Source organism: Nocardia sp. NPDC004604, from assembly GCF_040609795.1.
In the GTDB taxonomy this organism is placed as follows: Bacteria; Actinomycetota; Actinomycetes; order Mycobacteriales; family Mycobacteriaceae; genus Nocardia.
The window spans coordinates 146,939-172,498 of record NZ_JBEXLC010000002.1 but is presented as its reverse complement, the minus strand read 5'-3'; the positions used below and the strand labels follow the sequence as shown (position 1 = coordinate 172,498).

Genomic DNA, 25,560 nt, shown 5'->3' with positions numbered 1-25,560 from the left:
CTTGTGGCGCAGTATGCCATCGCTCGACCGGCTCGACTCAGGTTTCGAGAGAACTTCCACCATGGATAGCCGATCAGAACTAGGGCTCAAAATATGACGAATGCGACCACCCAGGCACCGGCAACGCCGCCGGACCTGGATGCCGGTGAGGGTACGTCACTGTCGCACCGGCAGATCCTGACCATCCTGTCCGGTCTGTTGCTCGGCATGTTCCTCGCCGCGCTGGATCAGAACATTGTGAGCGTCGCCATTGTGCGGATCGCCAACAGCCTGGACGGATTCGATGAACAGGCCTGGGCGACCACGGCGTATCTGATCACCGCGACGATCACCACGCCGCTCTACGGCAAACTGGCCGATATCTACGGCCGAAAGCCGTTCTACCTCACCGCGATCGGACTGTTCGTCATCGGCTCGGTGGCCTGCACCTTCGCCACCTCGATGTATGAACTCGCCGGATTCCGCGCCTTCCAGGGACTCGGCGCCGGCGGGCTGATGTCGCTGGCCTTCACCATCATCGGCGATATCGTGCCCGCCCGGGAGCGGGTGCGCTACCAGGGCTATTTCATGATGGTCTTCGGTACCGCCACCGTGCTCGGGCCGGTGCTCGGCGGCTTCTTCTCCAACTACGACCAGCTCTGGGGTGTCGAGGGCTGGCGCTGGGTCTTCCTGGTCAACGTGCCGATCGGTGTGCTCGCGCTCGGTGTGGTCGCCAAGGTGCTCAATGTGCCGCATCAGCGTCAGCAGCACCGCATCGACTGGTTCGGCGCGGTCGCGTTGACGACCTGCGTGGTGCCGCTGCTGATCGTCGCAGAACAGGGCCGGGACTGGGGATGGGGTTCGCAGCGCGCGCTGATCTGCTACGGGATCGGTGCTGCCGGGTTGCTGCTGTTCCTGCTCGTCGAATTCCTGATGAAGGATGCGGCGCTGATTCCGTTGCGGCTGTTCAAGAATTCGACCTTCAGCGTGACCATTGCGGGCGGGTTCATCGTCGGTGTCGCGATGTTCGGCGCGATTGTCATGGTGCCGCAGTACTTCCAGGTGGTGCGCGGGTATTCACCGACCAAATCGGGTCTGCTGATGCTGCCGCTCGTGCTCGGCATCATGTTCGGCTCGCAGCTCGCCGGGCTGATCACCAAGTTGACCGGGCGTTACAAGGTGCTGCCGGTGATCGGAACCTTCGTCATCGCGGTCGGGTCGGCCCTGTACGGACAGGTGCACTACGACAGCCCGCTGTGGCAGCCGCTGGTCTACGGCGGTGTCATCGGCTTCGGCCTCGGTGGCTGCATGCAGACGCTGATCATCGCGGCGCAGAATGCGGGCCCGCGCTCGGATATGGGTGTTTCGACCGCGTCGGCGACCTTCTTCCGGCAGATGGGCGGCACCCTTGGCGTCGCGGTATTCCTGACCATCCTGTTCAATCTGTTGCCGCACCGGATCATCGATGCGTTCGGCGGAGCGCTGCCCGCCGGATTCGACGGTGCGCAACTGAGCACCATGCAGAGCAATACCAGTGGGATCGCGGCGCTGCCGGACGAACTGAGGGTGCCCATCCTGATCGGGTTCACCGATGCCATGCACGGCGTTTTCTATGTCGCCTCGGGGGTGGCACTGCTGGCCTGTCTGGTGCTGATGTTCATGAAAGAGATTCCGCTGCAGGACAATCCGGTGCCCGCACCGGAGCCGGTCACCTTGGATGCCGAACCGAGCTGGGACGAGGCGCAGGTCTGGGAGGGGGCCGCGGAGGTGATCTCCGAGCCCGAACCGGTGCTTGTGGGTGCGGTCAGCAGACATGTTTCGGTGGCGCACGACGGCAATGGTGTGTATGTGGCTGCGGTTGTGCCGCAGTCGTTTTCGAGCAGCGAGTACGAAGGCCGCACGATCGGCGGGCGGATCGGGCGTGCGGACGGCAGACCGGTGCCGGGGGCGGTGCTGACCCTCATCGACCAACGCGGCAAACAGGTTTCGCGGACGACCGGCGATGCCGACGGCGGCTACCTCATCGGTGCGCCCGCGGCGGGCAACTATGTCTTGATCGCCTCGGCGACCGGACATCGACCGGAGGCGGTCAGCGTCGCCGTTGGACAGCGGTCACAGCTGCTCGATCTGACCCTCACCGGTTCCGGTGAATTGTCGGGCGTGGTCCGGTCGGCCGGTCGCGGCACTCCGCTATCCGGCGCCACCGTCACGTTGACCGATATACACGGCGAGGTCGTCGGGGCCGCCATTACCGCGGGCGATGGCACCTACGCCTGTCACGGCGTCGTCTCGGGCACCTACACCCTGGTGGCCGTCGCCGAGCACATGCGCCCGAGCGCGACCACACTCACCGTGCCCGACAGCGGTCTGCTGCGCCACGATATCGATATGGCATCGATGGCGGTACTCGCGGGATCGGCCTGGGTCGAGGGCGACCGAGCCGTCCCGGATATCCAGATCACGGTCCTGGATGCGGCCGGAGATCTGACCGCCACCGCCCGCACCGATGCCAATGGCCGCTATCTGGTCACCGACCTGGCCGAGGGCCAGTACACGGTGATCGCCCGCGGTTACCCACCGATCAGCAGCCGAGTCACGGTGTCCGGCGGCGAAGTCACCCACGACGTCCGTCTCGCTTACGAGCCCGACGACGCGGATCAGCACTGATGCAACGCTCGGTCCGGCGCCGCCAGCTGCACGATGCTGCGCATCGGGTCGAGGTTGTCGACGGCGGCCAGGTGCGTCAGCAGCGGTGCGGGCTCGGTGTTATCAGTCGACGTACGGCAGCACCTCCGCGGCGATCCGCTCCATCTGCGCGGCCTCGTCGAAGAGTGGATTGATCAGGATCATTTCGGCACCGGCCGCGGCCACCTCGCGCAGGCCCTGCACGCAGTCCTTGGGCGTTCCGTGCACCGCGACCGGCAGCAGGGTCTTGCCGAATTCGCCGTAGAAATCGATCAGGGTGGCGGCCATGCGCTGTTCGGCCCGCACGGGATCGTCGTCCACCGCGATGTAGACGCGCTTGGCGATGCGGAAATCTGCTGGGGCGCCAGAGGTTTCGGCAAGGGTTTCGTGCACGAACCGCACCTGCTCGGCGAACTTCGCCGTCGTGGTCGAGCCCGCGCCGAAGAATCCGTTGCCCTGCCGGACCGCACGCCGCAGCGCGGCGGGCGTGCTGCCGCCGAACCACAGTGGGGGATAGGGCTTCTGGAACGGTTTGGGCTCCATGGTGGCGTCCGACAGCTGCCAGAACCGGCCGTCGATATCGATCCGCGGCTGGGTCCACAGCGCCTTCATGACCCGCAGGTGTTCATTGAAGCGGGTGACCAGGTTGTCGGCGGGGTCGACGTCGAAGGCGGAGAACATCCGGCTCCGGCCGCCGATGCCGACGCCGATCTCCAGCCGTCCGCGGGTGAGCTGGTCCAGGGTGCTGATGCGTTTGGCCAGGTGGACCGGGTTGTGCAGCGGCGTCACGAACACCGCGCAACCGAAGCGCAGGCGGTCGTTGAGGGCAGCGGCGAAGGTCAGCAGTTCGATCGGACTCAGATTGGGCGCCGAGCCGAGCAGCTGCTCGGTCGTCCACGCGCTTTCGAAGCCGAGCGCTTCGGCGCGGTCCAGATATTCCCGCAGGTAGGCCGGTTGGAAGGTGCCGTCGGGGAGCAGCTGCGGCACCGAGATGGCGTATCGCATCATCCGAGCCTAGCCCGTGTCCGCACCATCCGGACGGGCGATCTTGACAGAGACTTGAACACGCCGGTAACTCGACTGTAACCGCCCGGCGAGCCGAAACCGCGCCCGTGTGGATAATTGTCCGAAAGTCGTTATCCCAGAGAGGAAATCACCGCCGTGCGGCAGTTCTGCAGAGCCGTCTTCTTGGACGCTGACCACGAGCTGATCGGATATTTGGAACCCAAGGTCGGGTTCATGAAACAGGCCTGGATCGGCGACGATTTCGTCCAGGGGGTGGAGCGCCTGCTGACCGTGCCGACCCGCGTGGTGTGGGCCGGACCGCAGCCCCATCCGCAGGGCGTACCGACCGATGAGAGCCTGTACGACAAGGCCGTCTCCGTGGCCCCGCTCGTGGCGCCGCGATACGGCTTCATCGGCCGCTACATCCTCAACCACGACAAACGCACCTATGTCGACAAGGCAGCCGTGCTGGGCGGCGACGGTGAGCGCATCCACCCGCTGCCGATGCTGACCGCCGACGGCACGGGTTGCGACGGCAGCCGCGCCAGCGGTGATGCCGCGCTGGTCGGTGCGTGGGCGGGGGACCGGATCTCGCTGAGCGCCACCGTGCCCGCCGGATTCGAGCCGCTGAACTACGACCTCGTGCCGAACTAGCCCATGGTCGACTACGGTCGACCATAACCGCTCGACGCGTGGTACGGAGGCATCCCATGCAGGTGCGTTACAGCCCTTACGATTTCGATGTGCACGAGGGCCCGTACCCGTACTACGCCCGGCTACATGACCAGGCGCCGGTCTTCCGCAACGAGACCGACGACTTCTGGACGCTTTCGCGGCACGCGGATGTGCGTGCCGCACTGCGGAATTCGGATGGATTCTCCAGCCGCAACGGCTTTCGGATGGAACCCGCGTTCTGGGGGCCACGGGCCGAATCCGTCATCGCAGACCTTCCCGCACACCACGACCGAACCGATCGAGCTCCGAACAACCGTGGCTTCGCCTCGCTGCCCACCCGGGTCACGCCGCGCTGACTCACCCTCGCCCGCGCGCCAACCGCGTCAGCTCGACGATCATCCGGCCGATTTCATCGCAGGTGGTCAAACGACCAACCCTGATATTCAGGGAGGGACGGTTCTCAATCGAATTCGACTTCCCAGCGCTTGATTCCATTGAGCCAGCCGGAGCGCAGGTGTTCGGGCTCGGCGACCTGGCGCAGATTGGGCATGCTGTCGGCGATCGCATTGAACATCAGATCGATCTCGAGGCGAGCCAGATTCGCGCCCAGACAGTAGTGCGTGCCTGCGCCGCCGAATCCGACATGCGGGTTGGGATCGCGCAGGATGTCGAAGTCGAAGGGATTCACGAAGGCATCCTCGTCGAAATTCGCCGAGCTGTAGAACAATCCGACGCGCTGGCCCTTGCGGATCAGCTGTCCGCCGAGTTCGACATCGCGGGTCGCGGTCCGCTGGAATACCGAGACGGGCGTGGCCCAGCGGACGATCTCATCCGGCGCGGTGCGCGGACGCAGCTTCTTGTAGAGCTCCCATTGGTCCGGATGATCGATAAAAGCCTTCATGCCGTGCGTGATCGAGTTGCGGGTGGTTTCGTTCCCCGCCACCGACAGCAGAATCACGAAGAACGCGAACTCATCCGACCCCAGATGTTCGCCGTCGATATCGGCGTTCACCAATTGCGTCGCGATATCGTCGGCCGGGCAGGCCCGCCGCTGCTCGGCCATGGTCCAGGCATAGCCGGTCAATTCGAGCTGCGCCGTCGTCGCGTCGCTCGTGTACTCGGGATCATCGGCCCCGATCATCTGGTTCGACCAGGTGAACAGCTTCTTGCGGTCCTGCTGGGGCACTCCGAGGAGTTCGGCGATGGCCTGCAGCGGCAATTCGCAGGCGACCTGCTCCACGAAGTCGCCGCTGCCGGACTTCTTGGCCTCGTGCACAATTCGGGTGGCGCGCTCGGTGAGTGCGGCACGCAGGCCCTCTACTGCGCGTGGCGTGAAGCCCTTGGAAACGATGCGCCGATTCTTGGTGTGCAACGGCGGGTCCATATTGAGCAGTATCAGCCGCTGCATATCGATCTGCTCGCGGGTGATGTCGGGCTGATAGCGGATGATCGCGCTGTTCTCGGTCGAGGAGAAGATCTCCGGATGCTTCGAAATCTCTTTGATGTCTTCGAGTTTGGTCACCGCCCAATAGCCGCCGTCGGCGAAACCGCTGGATCGATCGTGCTGGGCGCACCACCAGACCGGTGCGGTCCTGCGCAGCTCCGCGAATTCTTCGGTTGGTCTGCGTTTCGCCCACAGATCCGGATCGGTGAGATCGAATCCGGCGGGAATCGACGGCGTGGCCATGGCCACCTCCCAGAGGTAGAACGCGTTCTACAATCGATTGAAGCACAATGCGTCGCTCCGAAGAGGTGAAACGGCTGTGCGTCCCCGGCATGACGCGCGTTCGCGGCGAGGTTTTGGCAGCTCGGGGACGGTTTCGGCGGTCAGTGCTCCAGCTTGCGCAGCAGGCCGTGCAGCGTGTTCAGGTCGTCGGGCGAGAGGGCGGCGACCGCGGGCGGTGCAGGATCGGGGGTGGCCATGGCCTCGGCCAGGGCGGCCCGCCCGGCGGAGGTGATGGAGACCGTTTTGCGTCTGCGGTTGGTCGGGTCGATCTCGCGCACCACCAGTCCGAGTTCGTCGAGGTTATTGACCGCGACCGTGGTCGCTGGCGCATCCATGCCGGTGGCCTGCGCGATCTGATTGAGCGTGAGCGGTCCGGGGCGCAGGCGGCGCAGGATGCGAATCCGGCTGAACGGCAACCCCGTTCGTTCGGTGACCGCGCGCTTCCACGAGTCGCGGGTATCCATCACCAGGTGGGTGAGCTGTGCCCACACCACGTCGGCGGTGGGTGCGTCATCCGGCATGCGCGGGGACCCTCTCTTCCAATATCGGGGCGACGCGATCACGGGACCGGGCGGCCCATCGGGTGTTCGCGACTATGCCGAGTATGACGATCCCCGCGGTGAACACCGCGATCAGCCACCACAGACCGGCCCCGGTCAGCGCACCGCACAGTGCGACTCCGATGCTCACGCCCACCTGTCTGCTGGTCGAGGCGACCGCCGCCGCGGCGCCCGCGCGATCCAGCGGCATCCCGCTGACCGCCGATGTCGTGATCGGCGCATTGACCATGCCGAATCCGATGCCGAAGATCGCGAAGACGGTCACCAGCTGCCAGATCGGTGTGGTGGCGTCGAGCCGGGTGAGCAGTACGGCGGCAATGGTCATCGCGGTGCCCGCCGCGAGCAGCGAGGGTTTGGTCCCGTAGCGCCCGACCAGACGTCCGGACAGCGGCGAGAAGATCAGCGTCGCGACCGCCATCGCCAGGTACAGCAAGCCGGTGTGCACCGCCGAATAGCCCCGCACGCCTTGCAGATACAGCGAGCAGGTGAACAGGAACGCGCCGAGTGCGGCGAAGGCGAAGATCGCGGTCACCGTGGCTGAGGCGAACGGCACACTCCGGAAGAACCGCAGATCGATAAACGGATCCGCGCGCCGCGATTCCTGCCACAGGAAGGCCGCGAAGGCCACCGCCGACACCGCGAACACCACCGGCAGTTGCTCGATCAATCCGAAAACCGAGGTGAGCAGAAAGGCGATCGCCAGCAGCTGTCCGATCGGATCGAGTCCGCGCACCGCGGCGGACTTCGATTCCGGCACGAACAGAGTCGTCAATACCAGCGTGAGCGCGCAGATCGGCAGATTGATCCAGAACACCGACTGCCACCCGAGCGAATCGATCAGCACACCGCCGACCATCGGACCCAGCGCCATCGAGATGCCGACCACCGCGCCCCAAATGCCCACCGCGCGAGCGCGTTCCACCCGTCCGGTGAATACCTGGGTAATGATCGACATTGCCACCGGATTGAGCATCGATCCGCCGACGGCCTGCAAAAACCTGGCCCCGATAAGGGTTTCGATCGTCGGCGCGAGGCTGCACGCAAGGGATCCGAGTGCGAATACCGACAGCCCGATCCGGAACACCCGTCGCCGCCCGAACCGATCGGCGGTCGCCCCCGCGAGCATCAGCAGGCTGGCGAGCGTGAGGGTGTAGATATCGATGATCCACTGCAGCCGGGTCAGCGGTGCATCCAGATCCGCCCGAATCGCAGGCACCGCCACATTCACGATCGTCGAGTCCATCGACACGATCAGCAGGCTCGAACAGCACGTCGCCAGGACCAGCACCTTTCGGCGCGGCGTCAGCTCACCAACAGTTGTATTCACACAATGATTGTGTGGTTACAACTGTTCCGAATGCAAGGATGTGGCCTTGGGTGTGATCCGCGGAACACGGGTTCGGTGCGTTCTCCGAGGATGAGCGGGAGTTTCGCGGCCGAGCCGTCCAGTTCGGCCTCGGTCGGTGCGCCGTCCGGCGCCGGTCAGCAACGTGTCCCTGTCTGAGAACGACGCGCGGAAGGCGGCCCCGGCGATCCGTTCCAGCATCTCGCGTGACCGGGCGAGCCCTGCCGCGGGCAGCTCGGCCGCATCCGGCAGGTGCGGAAAAGTCCGCGTCATCTCGCTGGACATGCGGGCCACTTCCGCAATCGACCAGGCCGCGCCCCCCCACCGCCGGATGGAACCCTGCCGCTCTGTCCGGCACTTCGACGCTGAAGCGCCGGGCCATCGGCGGGCTTGCTACACCAACTCGACCTCGTCGAATCCGACTGTCAGGCTGTGCCGCCGCTCCCGCAGCACGCCGCCTTCGCGGTGGACAAGGCCCTCGCCGAAATCGATGCGCAACCTGGCGCGACGACTGTCGACTTCCCGCACGACCCCGCAAACACCGCTGAACGGCCCGCCTGGGAAATAGACGACGTCGCCTGGCCCATATTCGGTAAACCCCACGCCGTCACACTACGGCGGGTGTCTACTTCATGAGGCTCAGCAGGCCGAGGCCCGGTTCGAGCGCGCCGTCCTGTCCGAGCGCCAAGAAGTCCGCCTCCACGGCCGAGCGCGTGAGTCTGCCCGCGCGCACCGCGCGGTAGCGCACGTACGACCAGAGGAAGACATCGAGGTTGTCGAAGCGGGTGCTGCCTTCGAGTACCTCCTCTTCGTGGAACCACACGGCCACTTGGCCATTGGTGAGCACGACGTACAGATTGCCGCCGCCGTCGGCGCCGATCGAGTAGATATCCTCGTCGGTGAGCTCGGTCGTGTAGTCCGAATCGCGTATGCCGCAGTCGTTTGCGGCGAAGTCGAATCCGTAGGACCAGAAGAAGATGTCGAGGAACTGCGGCAGCCGGCCCGAACGCACCCGCCGGTCGAATGCGGCCAGCGCCGCCGCGTCCGCGGGAGCCAGGCGCGCGAGAAACGGTGCCACTGAACGGGTTTGCTCCGGTATGTGGACGGGCGTGGCATCGGGGAACCAACGGACCAGATCGGCGTCGAGGTCGCGATCGGTGTAGCCGACCAGGTCGGCGAGGGTGAGCGTCACGCGGGGATTGTATTGGCACCATAGGACAAGTAGCCGCGATCGTGCTGTCCGAGCGGCTCGTACCATGGTGGCGTGCCCGTCGAGCCGGTTCGTGTCGCTGGGGCTGTGGTGGATATAGCGGTCCCGACACGGTCGGGCCGGGTGGCGGGAGTCAGCATGGCCGGGTTCCGCGGCGGCGCGACGAGCCTGGTCGACCTGCAGTTGGTTCCGTACCCGGCGCTGATGGTGTTCATTGATTTCGGTGACGTGCTGCTCGTCGATGAGGCCAGCGGTGCGCGGACGCAGGGCAGCGGCGTTGTCGGCCTCGGCCCCGTCAGCGTTCGAGGGTGTGGGCGAGATGTCGACCTTCTGCAGGTTCGGCTGTCGCCTGTGGTCGCGCACTCGATCCTGGGCACCGCGTCAGAGTTCGGCGGGACGGTGGTCGCCCTCGAGGAGCTCTGGGGGCGCGATACCGTGCGAATCCAAGAGCAACTACACGCCACCCGGTCGTGGGACGGCCGATTCGCGATCGCGAAGACCGAACTCGCTCGACGACAGCAGGCGGGCCGGGCGGTCCATCCGGAAGTCGCCTTTGCCTGGGGGCGAATCGTAATGAGCCGTGGGCGGATTCGGGTCGAACGGCTGGCGGCCGAGGTCGGGTGGAGCCGCAAGCGGTTGTGGTCCCGGTTCCGGTCCCAGATCGGGCTGACGCCCAAGCGGGCCGCGCAGCTGGTCCGTTTCGACTATGCGGCGCACCGCCTCGCCGGGGGACACAGCGCCGCTCTGGTATCGGCGGAAAGCGGCTATGTCGACCAGTCCCACCTCCATCGCGATGCCATGACCTTCGCCGGGCTGACACCCACGGCGCTAGCTGTTGCGCCCTGGCTCGCGGTCGACCCCGTCGCGTGGTCTGCCCAGGAGTACGTACCCAAGGCGTGACCCGAGCCAATGCGCTCGGCCATCGCCGCTTCCCGCGGCGCCAACAGCCATAACGGGAACATTTGTCCAAGACTTCCGGTGGTGAGCTGGTGATGCTGACAGTCATATCTGGAATCGCGCGTCGACTTGGGTCACCCATGCGACGCGGTGTGATCGAGGAGGAATGACGTGAACGGAGCAACCGGCATCGAACGGCCGCCGCTCGGCATCCGACTGCTGCATGCCCTGCGAAAGGAGCCGGACTGGCCGACGCTGACGGCCGCCGAGTTGATCGCTTATCGCGACGCGGCGAACCGCACGGCAGGCTCCCGTCTCATTCGGGTGATCACCGGGTTTCCCGATCGCGGCGCCACGATCGGTTGGCAGGAGGTTGCGCTGCCCGATCGCGTGCTCCAGGTCCGGGTATACCGGCCCACACCCGGGCGCGGTGGTGGCACCGCCCTGCCGCTCGTGCTGCACGTGCACGGCGGCGGGTTCGTGGGCACCGCGGCGCAATGCGACTGGGCGAATAGTCATCTCGCGGCGCGGCTGCCCGCGGTCGTCGTCTCGGTCGAGCACCGTCTGCTCGCTCCGGGGACTCCGCTATCGGCGGCTGTCGACGACGGCTGGGATGTGCTGCGGCACATCGTGCAGCATGCCGCGGAGTGGGGAATCGACCCGGCGCGGATCGCGGTTGCCGGTGAGAGCACCGGTGCGCTGATTTCCGCACTGGCCGCGATCCGGGCCGACGCGACCGGCCTGCACCTGCAGGCGCAGGTGTTGGTCAATCCCGCCGTGGATCTGACCGAGACGATGTTCGACTACGCCTCGATGACCCAGCACGCGGATAGTCCGACGCTGACCATGGCGAAGCTGAGGCTGTTCCAGCAGTTGGCGGTGCCGCCGGGAGCAGATGCCCGTGCGGTGTCGCCCCTGTATGCCGACGATCCGAGTGGGCTGGCTCCAGCACTCGTGGTGGTGCCGACCCTCGACCCGGTGGCCGATCACGGCCGCCGGTACGCCGAACGATTGCGTGAATTCGCCACGCCCGCACGGGTAACCGAACATTCCGGGGCGCCGCACGCGTTCCTCACGCTGCCCGGGGTGGTACCACAGGCCAAGGCCGCCCGTGCGGAGATCACCGAGTTCCTCCGTGGTCGACTCGCGGGATCACGCGCCGCCGCGGCGCAGCCGACGAAGGCGGAAACACGATGACCACCACATTGGATCCGCGACGTCGCCGGGGTGACTACGGCATCGATGGAGACTTCAGCGTGATTCCAGCGCGTTGGCAGGCCGTGATCATTGCTGCCATCGTCGCTACGCTCATCGCGCTGACCGTGCGCAATATCGCTACCGGCGCCTTCATCGGTGCCGTGGTGACCGGCTTGCTCACGCTCGGGCTGGTGCTGTTCGTGGGTTCCTATCTGTACACGACCCGAGTCGGCAAGTTCGAGGTATGGGCGCGGATTCTCAACGATTTCCGGCTGCGCGGTGACGAGCAGGTGCTGGACCTGGGCTGTGGACGCGGCGCGCTGCTCTTGATGGCTGCCGAACTGCTGCCCCGTGGCCGACCGGTCGGCATCGATCTGTGGCACGCCGACCAGACCGGCAACAGCCCGGACGCCACTCGGCGCAATGCCGAGCGCGAAGGCGTGGCCGACCGGGTCGAGGTGGAAACCGGTGACATCACACAATTGCCGTTCGCCGACAACACCTTCGACCTGATCATCAGCAATCTGGTACTGCACAACATCCCATCTGCCGCCGGTCGGCGTGCCGCCATCGACGAAGCCGTCCGCGTGCTCAGCCCCGGCGGTCGACTGGCCATCGCCGATCTGTGGGCCACGAATCGACACCGCGCACGCTTGCACGAACTCGGGCTGACCGACGTGCGGCGACGCAACCTCGGCTGGCGCATGTGGTGGGGTGGCCCATGGTTTCCCACCAGACTCGTCACGGCGACCAAGTCGGCGATGCCCGTCACAAACTGAGGCACTGGTCGTGACCAGCAGAAAACTGCTCGATAAGTGCATGAGCGGATGTTGGCCAGTTCGCTCTGGCCGACCGATGTTCCCAGGGCGCGAACAAGTCCGGCGGCGTCCCGGCGCGACCACTTGCCCGGACACTACTGCTGGTGCTCGTCCGGGGCGCGTGATGGTTCGTCGGTCGGGAAGAAGATCGGGCTCAGCAGGTGCGATCGACGGTCCGGCGTGGGTTCGTTGCCTGCCCGTGCCATGAAGACGGCGCGCAGCTCGCTGATCACCTCGGCGAGCTCGTCCGGGCTGAGCCAGAGAGTGCCCTGCCGGTAGCCGACGGAGTCGGCCACCGGGTCGGCGCCGGGCCGCTCGAGATAGGCGTTGAACTCCGCCAGCAGTACGGCCATGGCTGCGGTGAACCCGTGCCGGTGGTCCTCCAGCGACATCGTCGCACCCATCTCGGCGTCGATCACGGCCCGGTCCTGGCGCAGCCGGAAATAGCGTTCGGTGACACCGCGCACTCGCTGCTCGTCGACGACTTCCAACAGTCCCGCATCAATCAGCACCCCGACATGCCGGTACACGGTGGCTTTATGGACATCGGGCAGGCTCGCGCACAACTCGGACGTGGTGCGGGTGCGCCCGCCGGACATCGCGTGCACGATGCGCAGCCGGACCGGATGCAGAAGCAGGCCGAGAGTATCCATGCTCTAATAGTCGCATATCTGCTAATGTTCGCGAAGTTGCGACAAATAAGAAGGGATATGACGTGACTGAGACCACCTCGATAGCGCACGCGCGGCTGAGCGGCGCGGCAGTGCGGCCACTGCACACACTCGACCCGGCCGCGCCGCTGGACGACCTCGAATGGCTGGATGACGCCATCGGCGACGCGCGGGTGGTGGCGATCGGCGAGAGCGCGCACTACAACCGCGAGTCCTACCGACTACGCCACCGACTCACGCGCTACCTCGTGGAACGGCACGGGTTCAGCGGGTACGCCTTGGAGCCCGGCTTCACCGAGGCATGGCCCACCGATGCCTGGGTCCGCGGCACGACCGACATCGACCAACTCGGTCCACTGATGGGCAACGGCATGGTCCAGTTGATGCTGATGTGGACCGAGATGCGTGCGCATCTGGAATGGATGCGCCAGTACAACCGCACCGCGGCACGCCCGGTCGGCTTCTACGGTGTCGATCTGGGCGGCTCCAATGTGTCGCTACTGCCCGGCCTGGACGCCGTGGCTGCCTACCTCGCCGAGGCCGATCCCGAGTTCGACGTGGACTCGAAGATTCGACAGACCGCCGCATCCTTCGCGCCGCCGTCCCCGTTGTCCGCGCCCGCGGCCATCGAGACCTACGGCAGGCTAGCGACCGAAACCCGGGATGCACTGACTGCAGGCCTGGCCCAACTCGCCGCGCGCATGAGTGGACGGCGTCTGGACTACGTGCGGCGAACCACGGTCGACGACTATGAGCGTGCGATGCGGACCCTGCGTTTGACCATCACCCTCGACTCCGTCGTCCGGGCGATGGCCGACGGCGACCTGCAGACCGTAATGTGCAACCGCGACGCCGCCATGGCCGACACGGTGGAGTGGCTGCTGCACAGGGAGGACCGGATCGTGGTGGCCGCGCACAATGGCCACATCCAACGCTGGCCCACCACCCAGCCCTGGCCTCCGGGAACACCGATGGGCATGCACCTCGCGGACCGGATCGGCGATGACTACCGGGTCATCGGCACAACCACCGGGACCGGCCACACCCTCAACACCGACCCCGACTTCTATACAGGCAAGATCTTCACCGACCTGGAGCCACTGCGGCCCGGCAGCCTCGACGCACTCATGCACGCCAGCCATGACGGCCCCTTCGCGACCGACCTCCGACGCCTGTCACCGGCCGACACCGCCACTGTGCGGGCCACCACCAACCAGCGCTACGGCACCGTCTACCTCGACCAGAACCCACTGGATGCCTACGACATCCTCGTCCACCTCCCCCATGTCACCGCAGCAGAACCCGACCAGGACGCCCTCACCCACTCACCCGACGACGTGCAGAAGGCGTTCTCCTAATGGACAACACTCCGAAGCCCCCGCACTGGCGACTCGGGACCGGTGGCGGTGCCTGAGACGGACTGATGGGTCAGCGCGGCAGGTCGATCAGTGCCCGCAGCAGCGGCTCGTTCCACTCTCCCGAATCCTGGTCGAACAGTGCGAAAGCGGGGCCGAACGACCAAGCGCCCCAGGAGAATCCGCGTTCCTCGGCGAGTCGACGGTTGTGACTGGTCCAGGTCACCCGTGACCGAAGGTCGGCATGGTGCGTGGTGCCGAACTCACCGACGAACACCGGGCGCTTTGCCGCGGCGGCCCAGGCAGCGACGGCGTCGAAACCCGCGGCCAGTTCCTGACGCTGCTGATCGGTGCCGTCCCAGGTGGTGCCCAACCAGGACATCGGATCGCCGAAGGGAGTGTGTGTGCCGAGCCACTGCTCACCCTGCATGGTGAAAGTGATCGGCCAGTACTGATGCACGGTGACGATGAGATTCCGGTCGTGCTCGGGGAGTACGAGATCGGGCAGGGTGCGCAGGTTGTTGTATGCCGCAGGGCCGACCACGGTGGCGCGGGTCGCGTCCACCTCACGCGACACGGTGAGTATCCGGTTCAGGTAGTCGTTCCACAGCGGATCGAGCGCACCCCTGGGCTCGGCAAACGGTTCCAGCACAACGGAATCGGGCCGATCCGCGAAGCGCGTGGCCACCTGTCGGGTGATGTGCAGTAGGCGATCCAGGTGGCGCGGGGGTTCGTCGATCAGCTCCGGATCGAGGAAGTTGGTGAGCACAACGGCCAGTCCACGCTCGGCTGCCAGGTCCGCTAGTTCCGCCACCGCGGCAAGCATCACCGGGTCGATTTTGTGATCCGGTGCGGGCCCGGTGTGCGCGGCCCAGCACAGTCCGATCCGGACGGCGCTGAAGCCCGCCGCTTCGATCAGGTCGAGTTCCTGCTCGCCGAGCGCTACGGTCCAACCCTTTTCGATATCGACGCCGAAGTCCGCCCCGATATTGACGGTGCGGGCGAGGCGGCGGTTGATGTCGTCAATCGACATGGGAAGGTCCCTTCGGCCAGGTGAGGCGGTGGTGTCGGAGGTCGTCGGCGAAGCCGCGCAGCCAGTCGCGTTCGGCGCAACGCAGGGCTCGGCCATAGAACTGATCGGTCAGAAAGATGGCGGGCACTTCGCCGAATTCGGTTATTGCCGAATCCAATTCGGCGATTCGGGTGTCGATCCGATCCGCCCGCTCGGTCACCAGGTCGATGACCTCGGCGCGGGGCAGCGCGAACATGAACAGCAGCGCGGTGGTGAACGCGACGTAATCGTGCGCCGGGTCGCTCAGCATCTCGCGCAGCCATTCGGTCAGGCGGGTCAGACCGGCGGGCGTGATCCGGTAGACGGTCCGCTCCGGGCGATTGCCCGCACGGGCGGTCTCGACCTCTTCGATCAATCGTTCGGTCAGCAAGCGAGGCAGCGCGTCGTACATTGACGCGTTCTTCAACCGCAGCACCTGATCGTGTCCGCGTTCCCGCATGACCGCTCGCATGTCGTAGACGTGCCGCGGCTGTTCGGCGAGCAACCCGAGCACAGCGATGGTGACCGGAGTGCGTAGCGAGCGTGGTGACATCGGCCTCCTTAGTCGAATTCGTCTAGTCGAGACCGACTATATTAGGTGGCTGCGAGATGTCCACAGCAATCGAACCGCTGTGACACCAAGGGAATTCAGGAGGCGCAAGTGGAAACGACCGTGGAACTCACCCGATTCAAGGTGGCGCCGGAGCAGGTGAGCGCCATGCTGACGGCACGGCCGGCGATGGTGGCCGACTTCGAATCCGACCGCGTCGGCTTCCTCGGCGCCCGCCTCATCCGGTTGCCGAACGACGAGTGGCTCGATGTCGTCGAATGGCGCTCGGCCGAGGACTACGCGGCATCCCGCGCCAAGGGGCCGAATCTCCCCGGACTCGCGGCATTCTTCGCGACAAAGGAATGAATCTCGCCCTGCACGACGCCGAGGTATTCGCGAACGCCGTAGTCCGTTACCGGACGGATCACGACTCGAGCCTGCTCGACGCATACTCGTCGACGTGTCTCGCTCACGTATGGAACTACCAGGCATTCGCGACGTGGTGGACCGAACTGGTGCACATCGCCGGAGACGCCTCGCACCAAGGCGAATTCCGGCACCGGATCGCCCGAGCAGACCTTACGCGCCTGTTCGAGTCCGGCTCGGCGAACCGGCTGCTCAGTGAGTTCATCGCCGGGCTGAACTAACCGGGCTGGTGGTGGGTGTAGAGCGGAAGGACGTCCGGTCGATACAGACCGTGCGCTCATCGGCTTTATCGAGCGATCGCGGGTGACCTTCACTGCCCGCGGTGACAACCTTCTGACCAGTGAGAACCTGCCAATTCCTGGACGCAGGACAGATCGACGATGTACACCGCGCGGCGCGGTGTCGTGGGCCGGGTCCGATTCGGGCGTGCCAAGCTGGCGGGATGAAGTCGGAGACGGCGGAAATCCTCGACATCCTCGATCAGGTCATGGCGATCGTGCGGGCGGGGCCGCAGGATCTGAGCTGGCAGTCTCGGTATGCGGATGAGGCGGAGCTGGTGGGGGATCTCACCGATCATTCGGAGCTGATTCGGCGGGATGACATGAGTCGGTTGCCTGATCTGAGGTTTCTGTTCCTCGTGACCGGCCCGCTGTGTGAGATCGCTGCCAGCAGTGGGTGGTTGGATACCTACACCGAGCTCGGGAACCGGTTCGATCGGTTGTATGGACGGTTGGCGTGATGCCCGGCTGGACTGCTCGGATCAACCTCGACCGGCACCCGAACAGCATTCTGACGGCCTACATTGCCTCGGGTACATGACATTTCAACGCGCTGACATGCCCGATGCTCGCTCACGCTTTCCGCTGTGCGGTGCCGACGAGGTCGAGCAGCTGTTGGGCGTTGGTTTCCGGAATGGCCTGTGCTCGGGGCGGGCGCGATGTCCGGACTGTTGATGTATTCGATTGCGCGGATGAAGATTTCGTCGGTCTCGTAGGGGAAGTCGGTGATGAAACGGGCACCGGTCCCTGATGTCTCTGGGGCCGGTGCCCGTGCGGCGTCACGGCTCGGCCCGACGGGGCGTGGCCGTGTGTATGGGTGCTATTGCGCTGCGGCGCGGATGATTTCGGCGACGGTTGCGGGCCGGGAGACGTAGACGGCGTGGCTTCCGGGTGTTTCGCGGACGGTCGCCCCCATGCGTTCGGCCATCGACCGCTGTGCGGCCGGTGGGATCATCCGGTCCTCGGTGACCTGCAGGTACCAGCTGGGCTTGACCCGCCAGGCGGCCTCCGTGATGGTGGTGCCGAGCGCGTCGACCCCCCAGGGGACCTGGGAGTCGGCGAGGAAGGCGGCGTCGGCATCGGACAGATCTCCGGCGAAGGAGTCGTGGAACTTCGCCCGATCGAGGAACAGGTAGCCCTCACGCGGCGGCAGGATCGGCGGCTGCGGACCGTCCTGCGGGAAGGTCGCGATCAGGCTGTTGACCGATTCGCCCTTGTCGGGCGCGAAGGCGGTGATGTAGACGAGCGCGGTGACCGCCTCGTGCAGACCGGCCTCGGTGATGACGGCCCCGCCGTAGGAGTGCCCGACCAGCACCGCGGGACCGTCGAGGTCATCGAGGACGGTCTTGACGGTGGCGGCGTCGTCGCCCAGGGACTTGGTGGCGTTCTGCACGACACGGACCCGGTATCCGTCACGGGTCAGCTCGTCGTACACACCGCGCCAGCCGGATCCGTCCACGAATCCGCCGTGGACAAGTACGACCGTCTTATCGGTTGATGGCATATCGGTTTCCTCAGCTCGAAGGATGTCGGACATGCCCGAGACTAAGGCTGTTGCGGCCGTGCGGAATCCGTCAAATGACGTACGCCGCCGATGCGACGCACTCAGCCCGATACCTGGTCGTCGCTGCCCGCCGCACGCTGTAGTGCGTCGCGCAGCGCGCTGCGGCGCGTGACCCCGAGTTTGTGGAACGCACGATGCAGATGTGTGGAGACGGTCCGGGCCGACAGGAACAGCTGTTCACCGATCTGCTTGTTCGTCATGCCCGCCGCCGCCAGTTCGACGACCGCCTGTTCACGCGCGGTGAGCGCAGCCGACCGCACCGACGGCGCGGCCTCGCCTGCGGCGCGGAGCTCGGCGTGTGCCCGCCGCAGCCAGGGTGCCGCCCGCAGCTCGGTGAAAATCTCCGCGGCGGTGCCGAGGTGGACCCTGGCGGCCGCGTTCGCGCGGTCGCGGCGCAGCTGTTCGCCGTAGAGCAGCTCGATTCGCGCTCGATCGAATATCCAGCGCTCCGTGCCGGGCAGGGCGAGTGCTTCTTCGAAGAGCGATCCGCTGTCCTCCGGCTGCGCGACCGCAAGGGCGGCGGTGGTGACCATGGCCAGCCGGGGTGAAAGCTCCTCCAGCCCAGCCGCTTTCGCGGCCCGAGCGTGTGCTCGAGCGTCCACGGTGCGTCCACCGCGGGCCGCGGCCTCGGTGAGGTCGAGCACCAGCCACAATGCGTGCGGGTTGTGCGGCACGAAGGTCCCGGGTGGGTTGACTGCGGCGGCGTGCCGATAGGCGTCGGTGAATGCCGAGTTCCCGAGGGCGTGCAGGCACCGGATATGCGAAGAGTAGTGGGCGAGGGTCAGCAGATTGCGCGGGGCGGCCCACATCAGCAGCTGTTCGGCGAGCTGCTCGACCACCGCCTCGTCCCCACGCGCTGCGGCGACCATGCCGCGCAGAAACTTCCCAGGCCCCGCCGTGGTCAGATATCCGAGCTCGTCGCACAACCGCAGCCCATCGGTGGTCACCTCGATCAGGTGATCCCATGCGCCAGTGAAGAAGTCGTCGATTCCGAGCAGGAAAAGCGCGTCGATCGCCTTGGCGACGGCACCGCCGTCATGGCCGTCGTCGATCACCCGCTGAAGCGGTTCCCGGATACGGCCGATCCGATCCAGATACGCACCCGCGGTTGCGACCCGGACGATGCGTACCGGGTCCGAAGAGAACCGCAGATCGTCCATCGCCGTATCGAGGTCGGCCAGCACCTTCGCACCTGTGTGCACCGGGTCGACGAACGATCCGCCGAGCAGTGACAGCGTGTCGGACGGGTCCGGTAGCACGCGGTCGAGGGCGTTTCGGATATCGGGCCACAGCTCTTGGCGGCCGCTGTAGAACCCGATGTAGAGGAGTGTGTGTAGGGCTTCGATGACCGTGTCCGGGTCATCGTGTCGGGTGTCGTCGGTGCTCTGCAATGCGGCCAACAGCAGTCGGCTCGCGGTCGCGACATCTCCCTCGGTATTGAGCAATTGGAAGGCCGCGGCCAGCGCCACCGCCAGCGATCGGCCGTGTGCCCCGGATTCCGGGACGGTGCGCAGCAATCGGCCGGTACCGGACACCTCGCCGGTGAGCAACGAGCCCAGATACGCCGCTCGCGCCGTGCGGCGCGCACGATCGGTGTCGGCCGGGCTGAGTTCGGCCGCGCGCAGCATGGTCGCCGTCGCGCGCACGCTGTCCCCGTCCCGCAGCATCTGCTGCGAGACGGTTTCGAGCAGCCCCGCGACCTCTTCGTTCGGGGTGGTGGCGGCTTGACCGAGGTGCCAAGCCCGGCGCTGCGGCGACCGGGTGAATGCATCCGCGAGAATTCGGTGCGCGGTCCTGCGTTCGTCGCTGGTCGACGACTCCACCAGCGCGGAGCGGATCAACGGATGCCGGAACTCGAGCCTGCCGGTACGCGGATTGGTCCGCACGATCCCCGCCCGCTCGGCTGGCTGCAGCGCACTGCGTCCCTCCGGAGTAGGGGCACAGTCCTCGAGCGCCATCCCGTTCTCGGTACCGGAGAGGACGACGAACAACAGCATCCGCCGGGTTTCATCCGGAAGGTGCTCGAGCCGGTCGGCGAACATTTCCTGCAATCGCCGCGTCAGCGGTGGCAAGTCGAACAGCCGAGCCGAGCCACGCTCGGTTTCCAGAGCCGCGGGCAGCTCCAACAGCGCCAGCGGATTCCCACGCGCATCCGCACGCAACCGCCCCCGCGCTCGCGCGGGCATCGCGGGAAACGCCGACACCAGCAGCTCCTCGGCGCTGCGATCATCCAGCGGCGCGACTTCGTGCACGCGAAACCCACTGCGGGTGAACGCATCACCGGCGTCGGTGCGCACTGCCGCCAGCAACCGGCTGCTCGCCCCGGTCAGACGCCGCAGTGCGTAGATCAACGCCATACTGCTGGACAAATCCAGCCACTGCACATCATCGACCACCAGCAATACCGGCGAACCCTCGGCGGCAGCCCGCGACCGCAGCAACGCCAGCGTCGCCGCACCTGCAAGGAGCTGCGAGGGGAGAGTGCCTGCCGCCAAACCCATCACCACGCGCATCGCGTCACGGTGCGGGTCCTCGAGCTTGTCGATGAACTCGACCGTCGGCTGCAGCAACTGGTTCAAGGCCCCGAACTGGAGCTCGGCTTCGAACTCGAGCGCGGCCGCCCGCAATACGCGCGCCCCATGCCACGACGCGACCTCGACGGCGGCATTCAACAGCGCGGTCTTACCAACACCTGGTTCACCGGTCAGCACGAGCACGTTGTCCCCACCGCACGCGTCCGCGACGAAGGAGGAGAGCAACTCGATCTCGACCTCGCGACCGAACAGCATCGGGCATCACACTCCGAACCTCACACCAGTCTCGCCATGAGGTGATGTCACAGGAAGCTTAGGACAATCGCCAAGTCCGCAAGAACAATCAGTTCGTGCGCGAATGACACTGGTTCGGTCGGAACCGGCTACCGAGCTGTGGCCGGTCACCCGATACGTACCGGCGGGTTGCGCTGGTCGATGCCCGACGTACGTGTCGCTCTTGTGGTCGGCGATTTCACTGCGCGGACCGCGAGATTCGACCGGCTGCCGCACCTGAGAAGTACCCTCGAATTATCCACATGAGCAGGTAACGCAGTCACTGCCGCAAACAGGTGAGATGGTTTGCGGTGTATGTGGCGAAAGGATGGTCCTTGGTGTTTTCCGGACCGTTGCGCGGCCGAAGCGAACCGATGACCAGGGCGCTGGCCGTGCTGCGCGGCGCCTGCCGACACGGCGCAGGCGGCATCGTCACGGTCTGCGGCCCGCCCGGTATCGGCAAGACCGCGGTGTTGTCGGAGATCTGCCGCCAAGCCGCACGCATGGGAATGCGCGTCGCGTCGAGCCGGTGCGAGGACATCGACGACTCCCGCCCGGGGGCGCCGGTGTTCACCCTGCTCCGCAGCGGACGCGACCCGCTCCTCGCCCCGGCCGCCTACGACCGCCTCCTCGACTGCGCCGCTGACCCGCTGGTGTTCGTCGAGGCGGTGACATCCGAACTGGAAGCGCTCGCCGCCAGCGCCCCGATGCTCATTGCCATCGACGATCTGCACCGGGCCGACCGCGCCAGCCGTTCGATCCTCCGAGAGCTGCTGTCACGGTTGACGGGGTTGCCGATCGTCTGGGTATTCACCACAGGCAAGGACGATCTCGGCCCCGATCTGCTCGCCTACGACGTGAGCAACGTCGAACGACTGGACCTGGCGCCGCTGACGCGGGCGGACCTCGTAGCGATCGCCCAGGATCGACTGGGACGCATACCCGGCGAACGAGTGCGCGGATATCTCGACGCCATCGGCGGCAATCCACGGCTGGGCGTACAGCTCATCGACAATGTCGCACGTGCCGCTGCCCGCAACGAATCCGACACCGTGGCAGTCGAATTCAGCGCAGCTGTCGCTGCACGCCTCGCGCAGCTCGGCGATACGGCGCGTGGCATGGTCCACATGGTCGCTGTCGCCGACCGGCCGGTGCCGATACAGCATCTCGTCGTGCTCACCGCATCCACTTCGGCGCAGGGCTGGTCGGAGTCGCTCACCGAGGCTCTCGAATCCGCTCTCGTGCATGCCGATGCGGACATGCTGACCTGTCGCCACGACGTGGTGCGCGAGTCGGTATACGCCTGCATTCCCAAGACTCGCGCCCGCGCACTGCATCGCACCCTCGCCGACTACTACCTCACCGAGGTCACCGACCCCCTCCACGCCGCGTCGCATGCGCGGGCGGCGGCCACCCCCGGAGATCTCACCAGCGCGGCGGCACTGATCTCCACAGCCGAGACCCTGATGCCGACGAATCTCGATGAAGCCGGTGAATTGGCGGCGCTCGCCTTCCGAACCGTCGGACCCGACCAGCCCGAATGGCTCGATCTCGGCCGCCGTTGCCTCGCAGTGCTGTGCCGCACTCAGCACTCCGCCGAAGCGATCGCCGTCGCCGACCTGATACTGGCCCGCCTCGATGACGACAACCTCATCGCAGAGGTGGAAACCCAAGCAGCCCAGGCACTGTGGCTGGGCGGACGCATTGCCGATCTGATCGCGCGCACCGAGCGTGTGCTCCGGCAGCGAACACTGCTTCCCGAGGCCGGTGCGCGCCTGCGGGCCGCCTCGGCCCTGGCGAACACCTACGTGGCGAAGGGCAGCGACGCCATCCGATGCAGCGAAGCCGCGCTTGCCCATGCCCGCACGGTCGACGACCCCAAGGCCATCGCCCTGGCCCTGCAGGCGGCCGGGGAGGCCGCCAAGAACGACGCGCGCCACCGCACCGCGCTCGCCTATTTCCGGGAGCTGCGCGCGCTCGGTGGCGTCTCGTATCTCGCAGAGGAAATCACCGAACTGCAGTTCCTGGATCGATACGACCACGCCCAGGCGCTGCTCGATCAGGCCCGCACCGACCGCCGCACCGCGGTCGAACCGATACTGCCCGCCCTGAGCTGCACGCAGATGTGGCAGGACTTCAACCTCGGCCGCCTCGACGAGGCCGACGCCGCAGCGGGCGCCCTGACTGAATCGAGCCGCCAGCTCGGCAATACGAACCACATCCTCGACGCGATCATGGTGCGCGTCTCGGTGGCGCTGCTGCGCGGTGATACCGATGCCGCCGCCGCGCACATGCTGATCGCCCAGGACATCTCCCGCAGCGACGACAGCACCCGCAGACCTGTCGTCGGCGTCATGAGCGGCTGGGTCGCCGCCGCGCGCGGCGATTTCCCCACTGCCCTCGATATCTGGCGGCCGGTCCTGGACGGCGCCGGTGAATGCAATGGCTATTGGCCGCTGTGGCCCTGCTGGACCGGCGTGTTCTTCAAATTCGGCAACGCGGCACTGGATCGCGAATTCACCTCCGCGACAACCGATGTCGCGCAAATAGCCGCGATCCGCAATCCAGGTGTCGCCAGCTTCGAGGGCATGGCGCTGAATCTGCGGGGGCGCAATGCCGGTGATCTGGATCTGATCGGCCAGGCGGCGTTGGTCCTCGCCCGCAGCCCGCGCCCGCTGTTGCGCGCGGGCGGAGCCGAATCCCACGGCCGTGCCCTGCTCGCCGCCGGGGACCGCATCGGCGGACTCACCGCACTCGATCACGCCTGGGATGAATTCCACAGCATGGGTGCCCGGGCCAAGACCACCGAGATCCAGAAGGTCATGCGGGAAGCCGGTGCCCGCCGCGCGAAGTGGTCTGCTGTGCCGACACGAGCCGCCAACGGCTGGGCAGCGCTAACCCCATCCGAACGCCGGGTGGCCGCCCTCATCGGCGCAGGCCACACCAACAAGTCCGCGGCCGCCGAACTCGGCATCTCCGTCAATACGGTCGGTACCCATCTGCGGTCCGCCTTTGCCAAACTCGGCATACAGTCACGAGTCCAGCTGGCCAACATATTGCACAGCGTTCCCGCGAGCTGACCTCGCACCCGGCGCCGGGCGGGGTCACGTATGCAGGTGATAGAGCGTCATCAGCTCGGTCCACGAATTCATCGGCCTTGCCATCGAATAGTCACACAAGCTCAGAGCCCAGACCGGAACGAACCATCGAGATGAACGCGAAATCGATTCGCGATTCCGTGTCGAGAAGCCCGCACCGGCTCCGTCTACCGGGTGCAGGGTTACGACAGGCGTAGCCCACGACACCGGGAGAGCACCAATGACGATCCAACGCATGGAGAACGTGGGCATCGTGGTCGATGACCTCGAGGCTGCTACTGCGTTCTTTGTCGAACTCGGCATGGAGCTGGAGGGCAACGCACCGGTCGAGGGCCGTTGGGCGGACCGTGTCGTCGGGCTCGACGGCATCCGAGTCGACGTCGCGATGATGCGCACACCGGATGGCCACGGCCGACTCGAGCTGATGACGTTCCGCACGCCGGCAGCGATCATCGCTGAGCCGAAAATCGCACCGGCGAACACGCTGGGCATACGCCGCATCATGTTTGCCGTCCAGGACATCGAGGACGTCATCGCCCGCCTGCACACCCACGGCGCCGAACTCATCGGCGAGCTGGAGCAGTACGAGGACAGCTATCGACTCTGTTACCTCCGCGGCCCCGAAAACATCATCGTCGCACTGGCCGAGCAGCTCAGGACGGCTTGATGGCTGTCAGGTATTGCGTGCTGTCGAACATTTCCGCCAGCGGCTCGGGGACCGGTGCCAGGGGACGGTCGTAGCGGGTGGCCAGTTCGCGCAGGCCCAGGCTCGAAGTGGTCCAGCCGTGGGTGGTGAGCAATTCGGCCGGATCGGTGCGGTCGTCGGTGTAGAACAGCGACGCGAGGTCGACCTTGCCGAACGGGGTGTCCTTCAGGAGTTCCGACTCCTGATCGGCGATACGGCAAATATCGACGGTGGTGTCGATGGTCTCCACCGCCAGTCTGCTACCGGGTGCCGAAAGCCGACCGATTCTCGCGAACAAGGCATCTTGTGCGGCGCCTGGCAGATATGGCAGCAACCCTTCTGCCGACCATGCGGTGGGCGAGGTCGGGTCGAAGCCTGCCGCGACGAGCGCCGCGGGCCAGTCGTCGCGCAGATCAACGGCCACCTCGTGCCGGTCCGACCTCGGCTCGGCGCCGGATTCGGCGAGCACCTGACGTTTGAACTCCAGCACTTTGGGCTGGTCGATCTCGAACACGACCTCGTCCCTCGGCCAATCCAGCCGGTAGGCCCTGGCATCGAGCCCGGCAGCCAGGATCACTGCCTGGGTCACTCCGGCCGCCGCCGCGGACAGGAAGAAATCGTCAAAGAACTTACTTCGATATCCGATGAACCCAGAGGTGAACGGGATCTGCGACCACAACGTCGGATCGGTGATCAGTCGGTTCATGTCCGAATCGCTGGATGCCACCACGAACGGGGCGGCGTATTCGTCATGGACCAGGGCATCGGGCCGTTTCGTCTCGATCGCGCGCGCGGCCGCGACGCCGAGCGCGGTCATGCCGACGCTGCTCACAATGTCCCAGGTATCGCCTTCGGTACGCATAATGCCGTCCTCGGAGTGTCCTGAAGGCCATGGCCGACAAGTCGGAATCCAGGGTTGCGCTCGAGCGAGGAAAGGGGAGCCCTCTTGTCGGCGTGGCGAACATACTGCTGTCGATG

General features: G+C 66.1%; 24 protein-coding genes. 12 read left to right on the top strand and 12 right to left on the bottom strand.

From position 1 onward, the window contains the following. Window positions 1-93 precede the first annotated feature (93 nt). Window positions 94-2,646, top strand: a complete 2,553-nt coding sequence (locus tag ABZW16_RS02145) for an MFS transporter (RefSeq protein WP_354951231.1) — start codon at window positions 94-96, stop codon at window positions 2,644-2,646. 102 nt (window positions 2,647-2,748) lie between these two features. Here ABZW16_RS02145 and ABZW16_RS02140 read toward each other — a convergent pair whose 3' ends face one another. Next, complete coding sequence (locus tag ABZW16_RS02140) at window positions 2,749-3,669, bottom strand: LLM class flavin-dependent oxidoreductase (protein WP_354951230.1); 921 nt, start codon at window positions 3,667-3,669, stop codon at window positions 2,749-2,751. 183 nt (window positions 3,670-3,852) lie between these two features. Between ABZW16_RS02140 and ABZW16_RS02135 the strand changes: the two genes are divergently transcribed. Together ABZW16_RS02135 and ABZW16_RS02130 are read left to right on the top strand one after the other, a co-directional pair. Next, entirely contained in the window at window positions 3,853-4,323 is a 471-nt protein-coding gene (locus ABZW16_RS02135; protein ID WP_354951228.1) for a hypothetical protein, read from the top strand. A 56-nt stretch (window positions 4,324-4,379) separates the two neighbouring features. Then, entirely contained in the window at window positions 4,380-4,700 is a 321-nt protein-coding gene (locus tag ABZW16_RS02130; protein WP_354951226.1) for a hypothetical protein, read from the top strand. A gap of 104 nt (window positions 4,701-4,804) precedes the next feature. On the opposite strand, the gene ABZW16_RS02125 is transcribed toward ABZW16_RS02130, so the two are convergent. The 5 genes from ABZW16_RS02125 to ABZW16_RS02105 form a co-directional block, all read right to left on the bottom strand. Further along, entirely contained in the window at window positions 4,805-6,031 is a 1,227-nt protein-coding gene (locus tag ABZW16_RS02125) for a cytochrome P450 (protein WP_354951224.1), read from the bottom strand. A 140-nt stretch (window positions 6,032-6,171) separates the two neighbouring features. Then, window positions 6,172-6,591 (bottom strand): MarR family winged helix-turn-helix transcriptional regulator, encoded by a 420-nt coding sequence (locus ABZW16_RS02120; protein WP_354951222.1) that lies wholly within the window; start codon window positions 6,589-6,591, stop codon window positions 6,172-6,174. Beyond that, the gene (locus tag ABZW16_RS02115; RefSeq protein WP_354951220.1) at window positions 6,581-7,957 is read right to left on the bottom strand and encodes an MFS transporter; all 1,377 of its coding nucleotides are present in this window, start codon (window positions 7,955-7,957) and stop codon (window positions 6,581-6,583) included. The genes ABZW16_RS02120 and ABZW16_RS02115 overlap by 11 nt, the downstream gene beginning before the upstream one ends. Before the next feature lie 411 nt (window positions 7,958-8,368). Further along, window positions 8,369-8,578: a hypothetical protein gene (locus tag ABZW16_RS02110; protein WP_354951219.1), complete on the bottom strand. Its 210-nt coding sequence runs from the start codon at window positions 8,576-8,578 to the stop codon at window positions 8,369-8,371. Between the two features lie 22 nt (window positions 8,579-8,600). Further along, complete coding sequence (locus ABZW16_RS02105) at window positions 8,601-9,167, bottom strand: hypothetical protein (RefSeq protein ID WP_354951217.1); 567 nt, start codon at window positions 9,165-9,167, stop codon at window positions 8,601-8,603. 156 nt (window positions 9,168-9,323) lie between these two features. Between ABZW16_RS02105 and ABZW16_RS02100 the strand changes: the two genes are divergently transcribed. From ABZW16_RS02100 to ABZW16_RS02090, 3 genes are all read left to right on the top strand, one after another. Next, window positions 9,324-10,085, top strand: coding sequence for a helix-turn-helix domain-containing protein (locus ABZW16_RS02100; RefSeq protein ID WP_354951215.1), 762 nt, complete (start codon window positions 9,324-9,326; stop codon window positions 10,083-10,085). A gap of 168 nt (window positions 10,086-10,253) precedes the next feature. Further along, the gene (locus tag ABZW16_RS02095) at window positions 10,254-11,279 is read left to right on the top strand and encodes an alpha/beta hydrolase (protein WP_354951213.1); all 1,026 of its coding nucleotides are present in this window, start codon (window positions 10,254-10,256) and stop codon (window positions 11,277-11,279) included. Beyond that, window positions 11,276-12,058 carry a class I SAM-dependent methyltransferase gene (locus ABZW16_RS02090; RefSeq protein ID WP_354951211.1) on the top strand — a complete coding sequence of 261 codons (783 nt, stop codon included), beginning with the start codon at window positions 11,276-11,278 and terminating at the stop codon, window positions 12,056-12,058. The genes ABZW16_RS02095 and ABZW16_RS02090 overlap by 4 nt, the downstream gene beginning before the upstream one ends. A 134-nt stretch (window positions 12,059-12,192) precedes the next feature. On the opposite strand, the gene ABZW16_RS02085 is transcribed toward ABZW16_RS02090, so the two are convergent. Continuing rightward, on the bottom strand, window positions 12,193-12,750 hold the full coding sequence (locus ABZW16_RS02085; RefSeq protein ID WP_354951209.1) for a helix-turn-helix domain-containing protein: 558 nt from the start codon (window positions 12,748-12,750) through the stop codon (window positions 12,193-12,195). Window positions 12,751-12,812: 62 nt separating this feature from the next. On the opposite strand from ABZW16_RS02085, the gene ABZW16_RS02080 reads away from it, so the two are divergent. Then, a complete protein-coding gene (locus ABZW16_RS02080) occupies window positions 12,813-14,126 on the top strand; it encodes an erythromycin esterase family protein (protein WP_354951207.1) in 1,314 nt (437 codons plus the stop codon). A gap of 70 nt (window positions 14,127-14,196) precedes the next feature. Here ABZW16_RS02080 and ABZW16_RS02075 read toward each other — a convergent pair whose 3' ends face one another. After that, window positions 14,197-15,156 carry a cellulase family glycosylhydrolase gene (locus tag ABZW16_RS02075; RefSeq protein ID WP_354951205.1) on the bottom strand — a complete coding sequence of 320 codons (960 nt, stop codon included), beginning with the start codon at window positions 15,154-15,156 and terminating at the stop codon, window positions 14,197-14,199. Next, entirely contained in the window at window positions 15,146-15,727 is a 582-nt protein-coding gene (locus tag ABZW16_RS02070; protein ID WP_354951203.1) for a PadR family transcriptional regulator, read from the bottom strand. The genes ABZW16_RS02075 and ABZW16_RS02070 overlap by 11 nt, the downstream gene beginning before the upstream one ends. Window positions 15,728-15,835: 108 nt before the next feature. On the opposite strand from ABZW16_RS02070, the gene ABZW16_RS02065 reads away from it, so the two are divergent. The 3 genes from ABZW16_RS02065 (at window position 15,836) to ABZW16_RS02055 (ending at window position 16,889) form a co-directional block, all read left to right on the top strand. Next, window positions 15,836-16,090, top strand: a complete 255-nt coding sequence (locus ABZW16_RS02065; RefSeq protein ID WP_354951201.1) for a hypothetical protein — start codon at window positions 15,836-15,838, stop codon at window positions 16,088-16,090. Further along, on the top strand, window positions 16,087-16,371 hold the full coding sequence (locus ABZW16_RS02060) for a hypothetical protein (RefSeq protein WP_354951199.1): 285 nt from the start codon (window positions 16,087-16,089) through the stop codon (window positions 16,369-16,371). The genes ABZW16_RS02065 and ABZW16_RS02060 overlap by 4 nt, the downstream gene beginning before the upstream one ends. A 221-nt stretch (window positions 16,372-16,592) precedes the next feature. Beyond that, a complete protein-coding gene (locus ABZW16_RS02055; RefSeq protein ID WP_354951197.1) occupies window positions 16,593-16,889 on the top strand; it encodes a hypothetical protein in 297 nt (98 codons plus the stop codon). A gap of 359 nt (window positions 16,890-17,248) precedes the next feature. Here the strand turns inward: ABZW16_RS02055 and ABZW16_RS02050 are convergent, their stop codons facing one another. Both ABZW16_RS02050 and ABZW16_RS02045 read right to left on the bottom strand, forming a co-directional pair. Continuing rightward, window positions 17,249-17,932, bottom strand: a complete 684-nt coding sequence (locus ABZW16_RS02050; protein WP_354951195.1) for an alpha/beta hydrolase — start codon at window positions 17,930-17,932, stop codon at window positions 17,249-17,251. Window positions 17,933-18,033: 101 nt separating this feature from the next. Next, entirely contained in the window at window positions 18,034-20,781 is a 2,748-nt protein-coding gene (locus ABZW16_RS02045; RefSeq protein ID WP_354951193.1) for a LuxR family transcriptional regulator, read from the bottom strand. A gap of 356 nt (window positions 20,782-21,137) precedes the next feature. Between ABZW16_RS02045 and ABZW16_RS02040 the strand changes: the two genes are divergently transcribed. Further along, window positions 21,138-23,879 carry an AAA family ATPase gene (locus ABZW16_RS02040; RefSeq protein ID WP_354951301.1) on the top strand — a complete coding sequence of 914 codons (2,742 nt, stop codon included), beginning with the start codon at window positions 21,138-21,140 and terminating at the stop codon, window positions 23,877-23,879. 238 nt (window positions 23,880-24,117) lie between these two features. Then, window positions 24,118-24,564, top strand: coding sequence for a VOC family protein (locus ABZW16_RS02035; protein ID WP_354951191.1), 447 nt, complete (start codon window positions 24,118-24,120; stop codon window positions 24,562-24,564). On the opposite strand, the gene ABZW16_RS02030 is transcribed toward ABZW16_RS02035, so the two are convergent. Then, the gene (locus ABZW16_RS02030) at window positions 24,551-25,444 is read right to left on the bottom strand and encodes a class I SAM-dependent methyltransferase (RefSeq protein WP_354951189.1); all 894 of its coding nucleotides are present in this window, start codon (window positions 25,442-25,444) and stop codon (window positions 24,551-24,553) included. The two genes, ABZW16_RS02035 and ABZW16_RS02030, sit on opposite strands and share 14 nt — an antisense overlap. Window positions 25,445-25,560 lie beyond the last annotated feature (116 nt).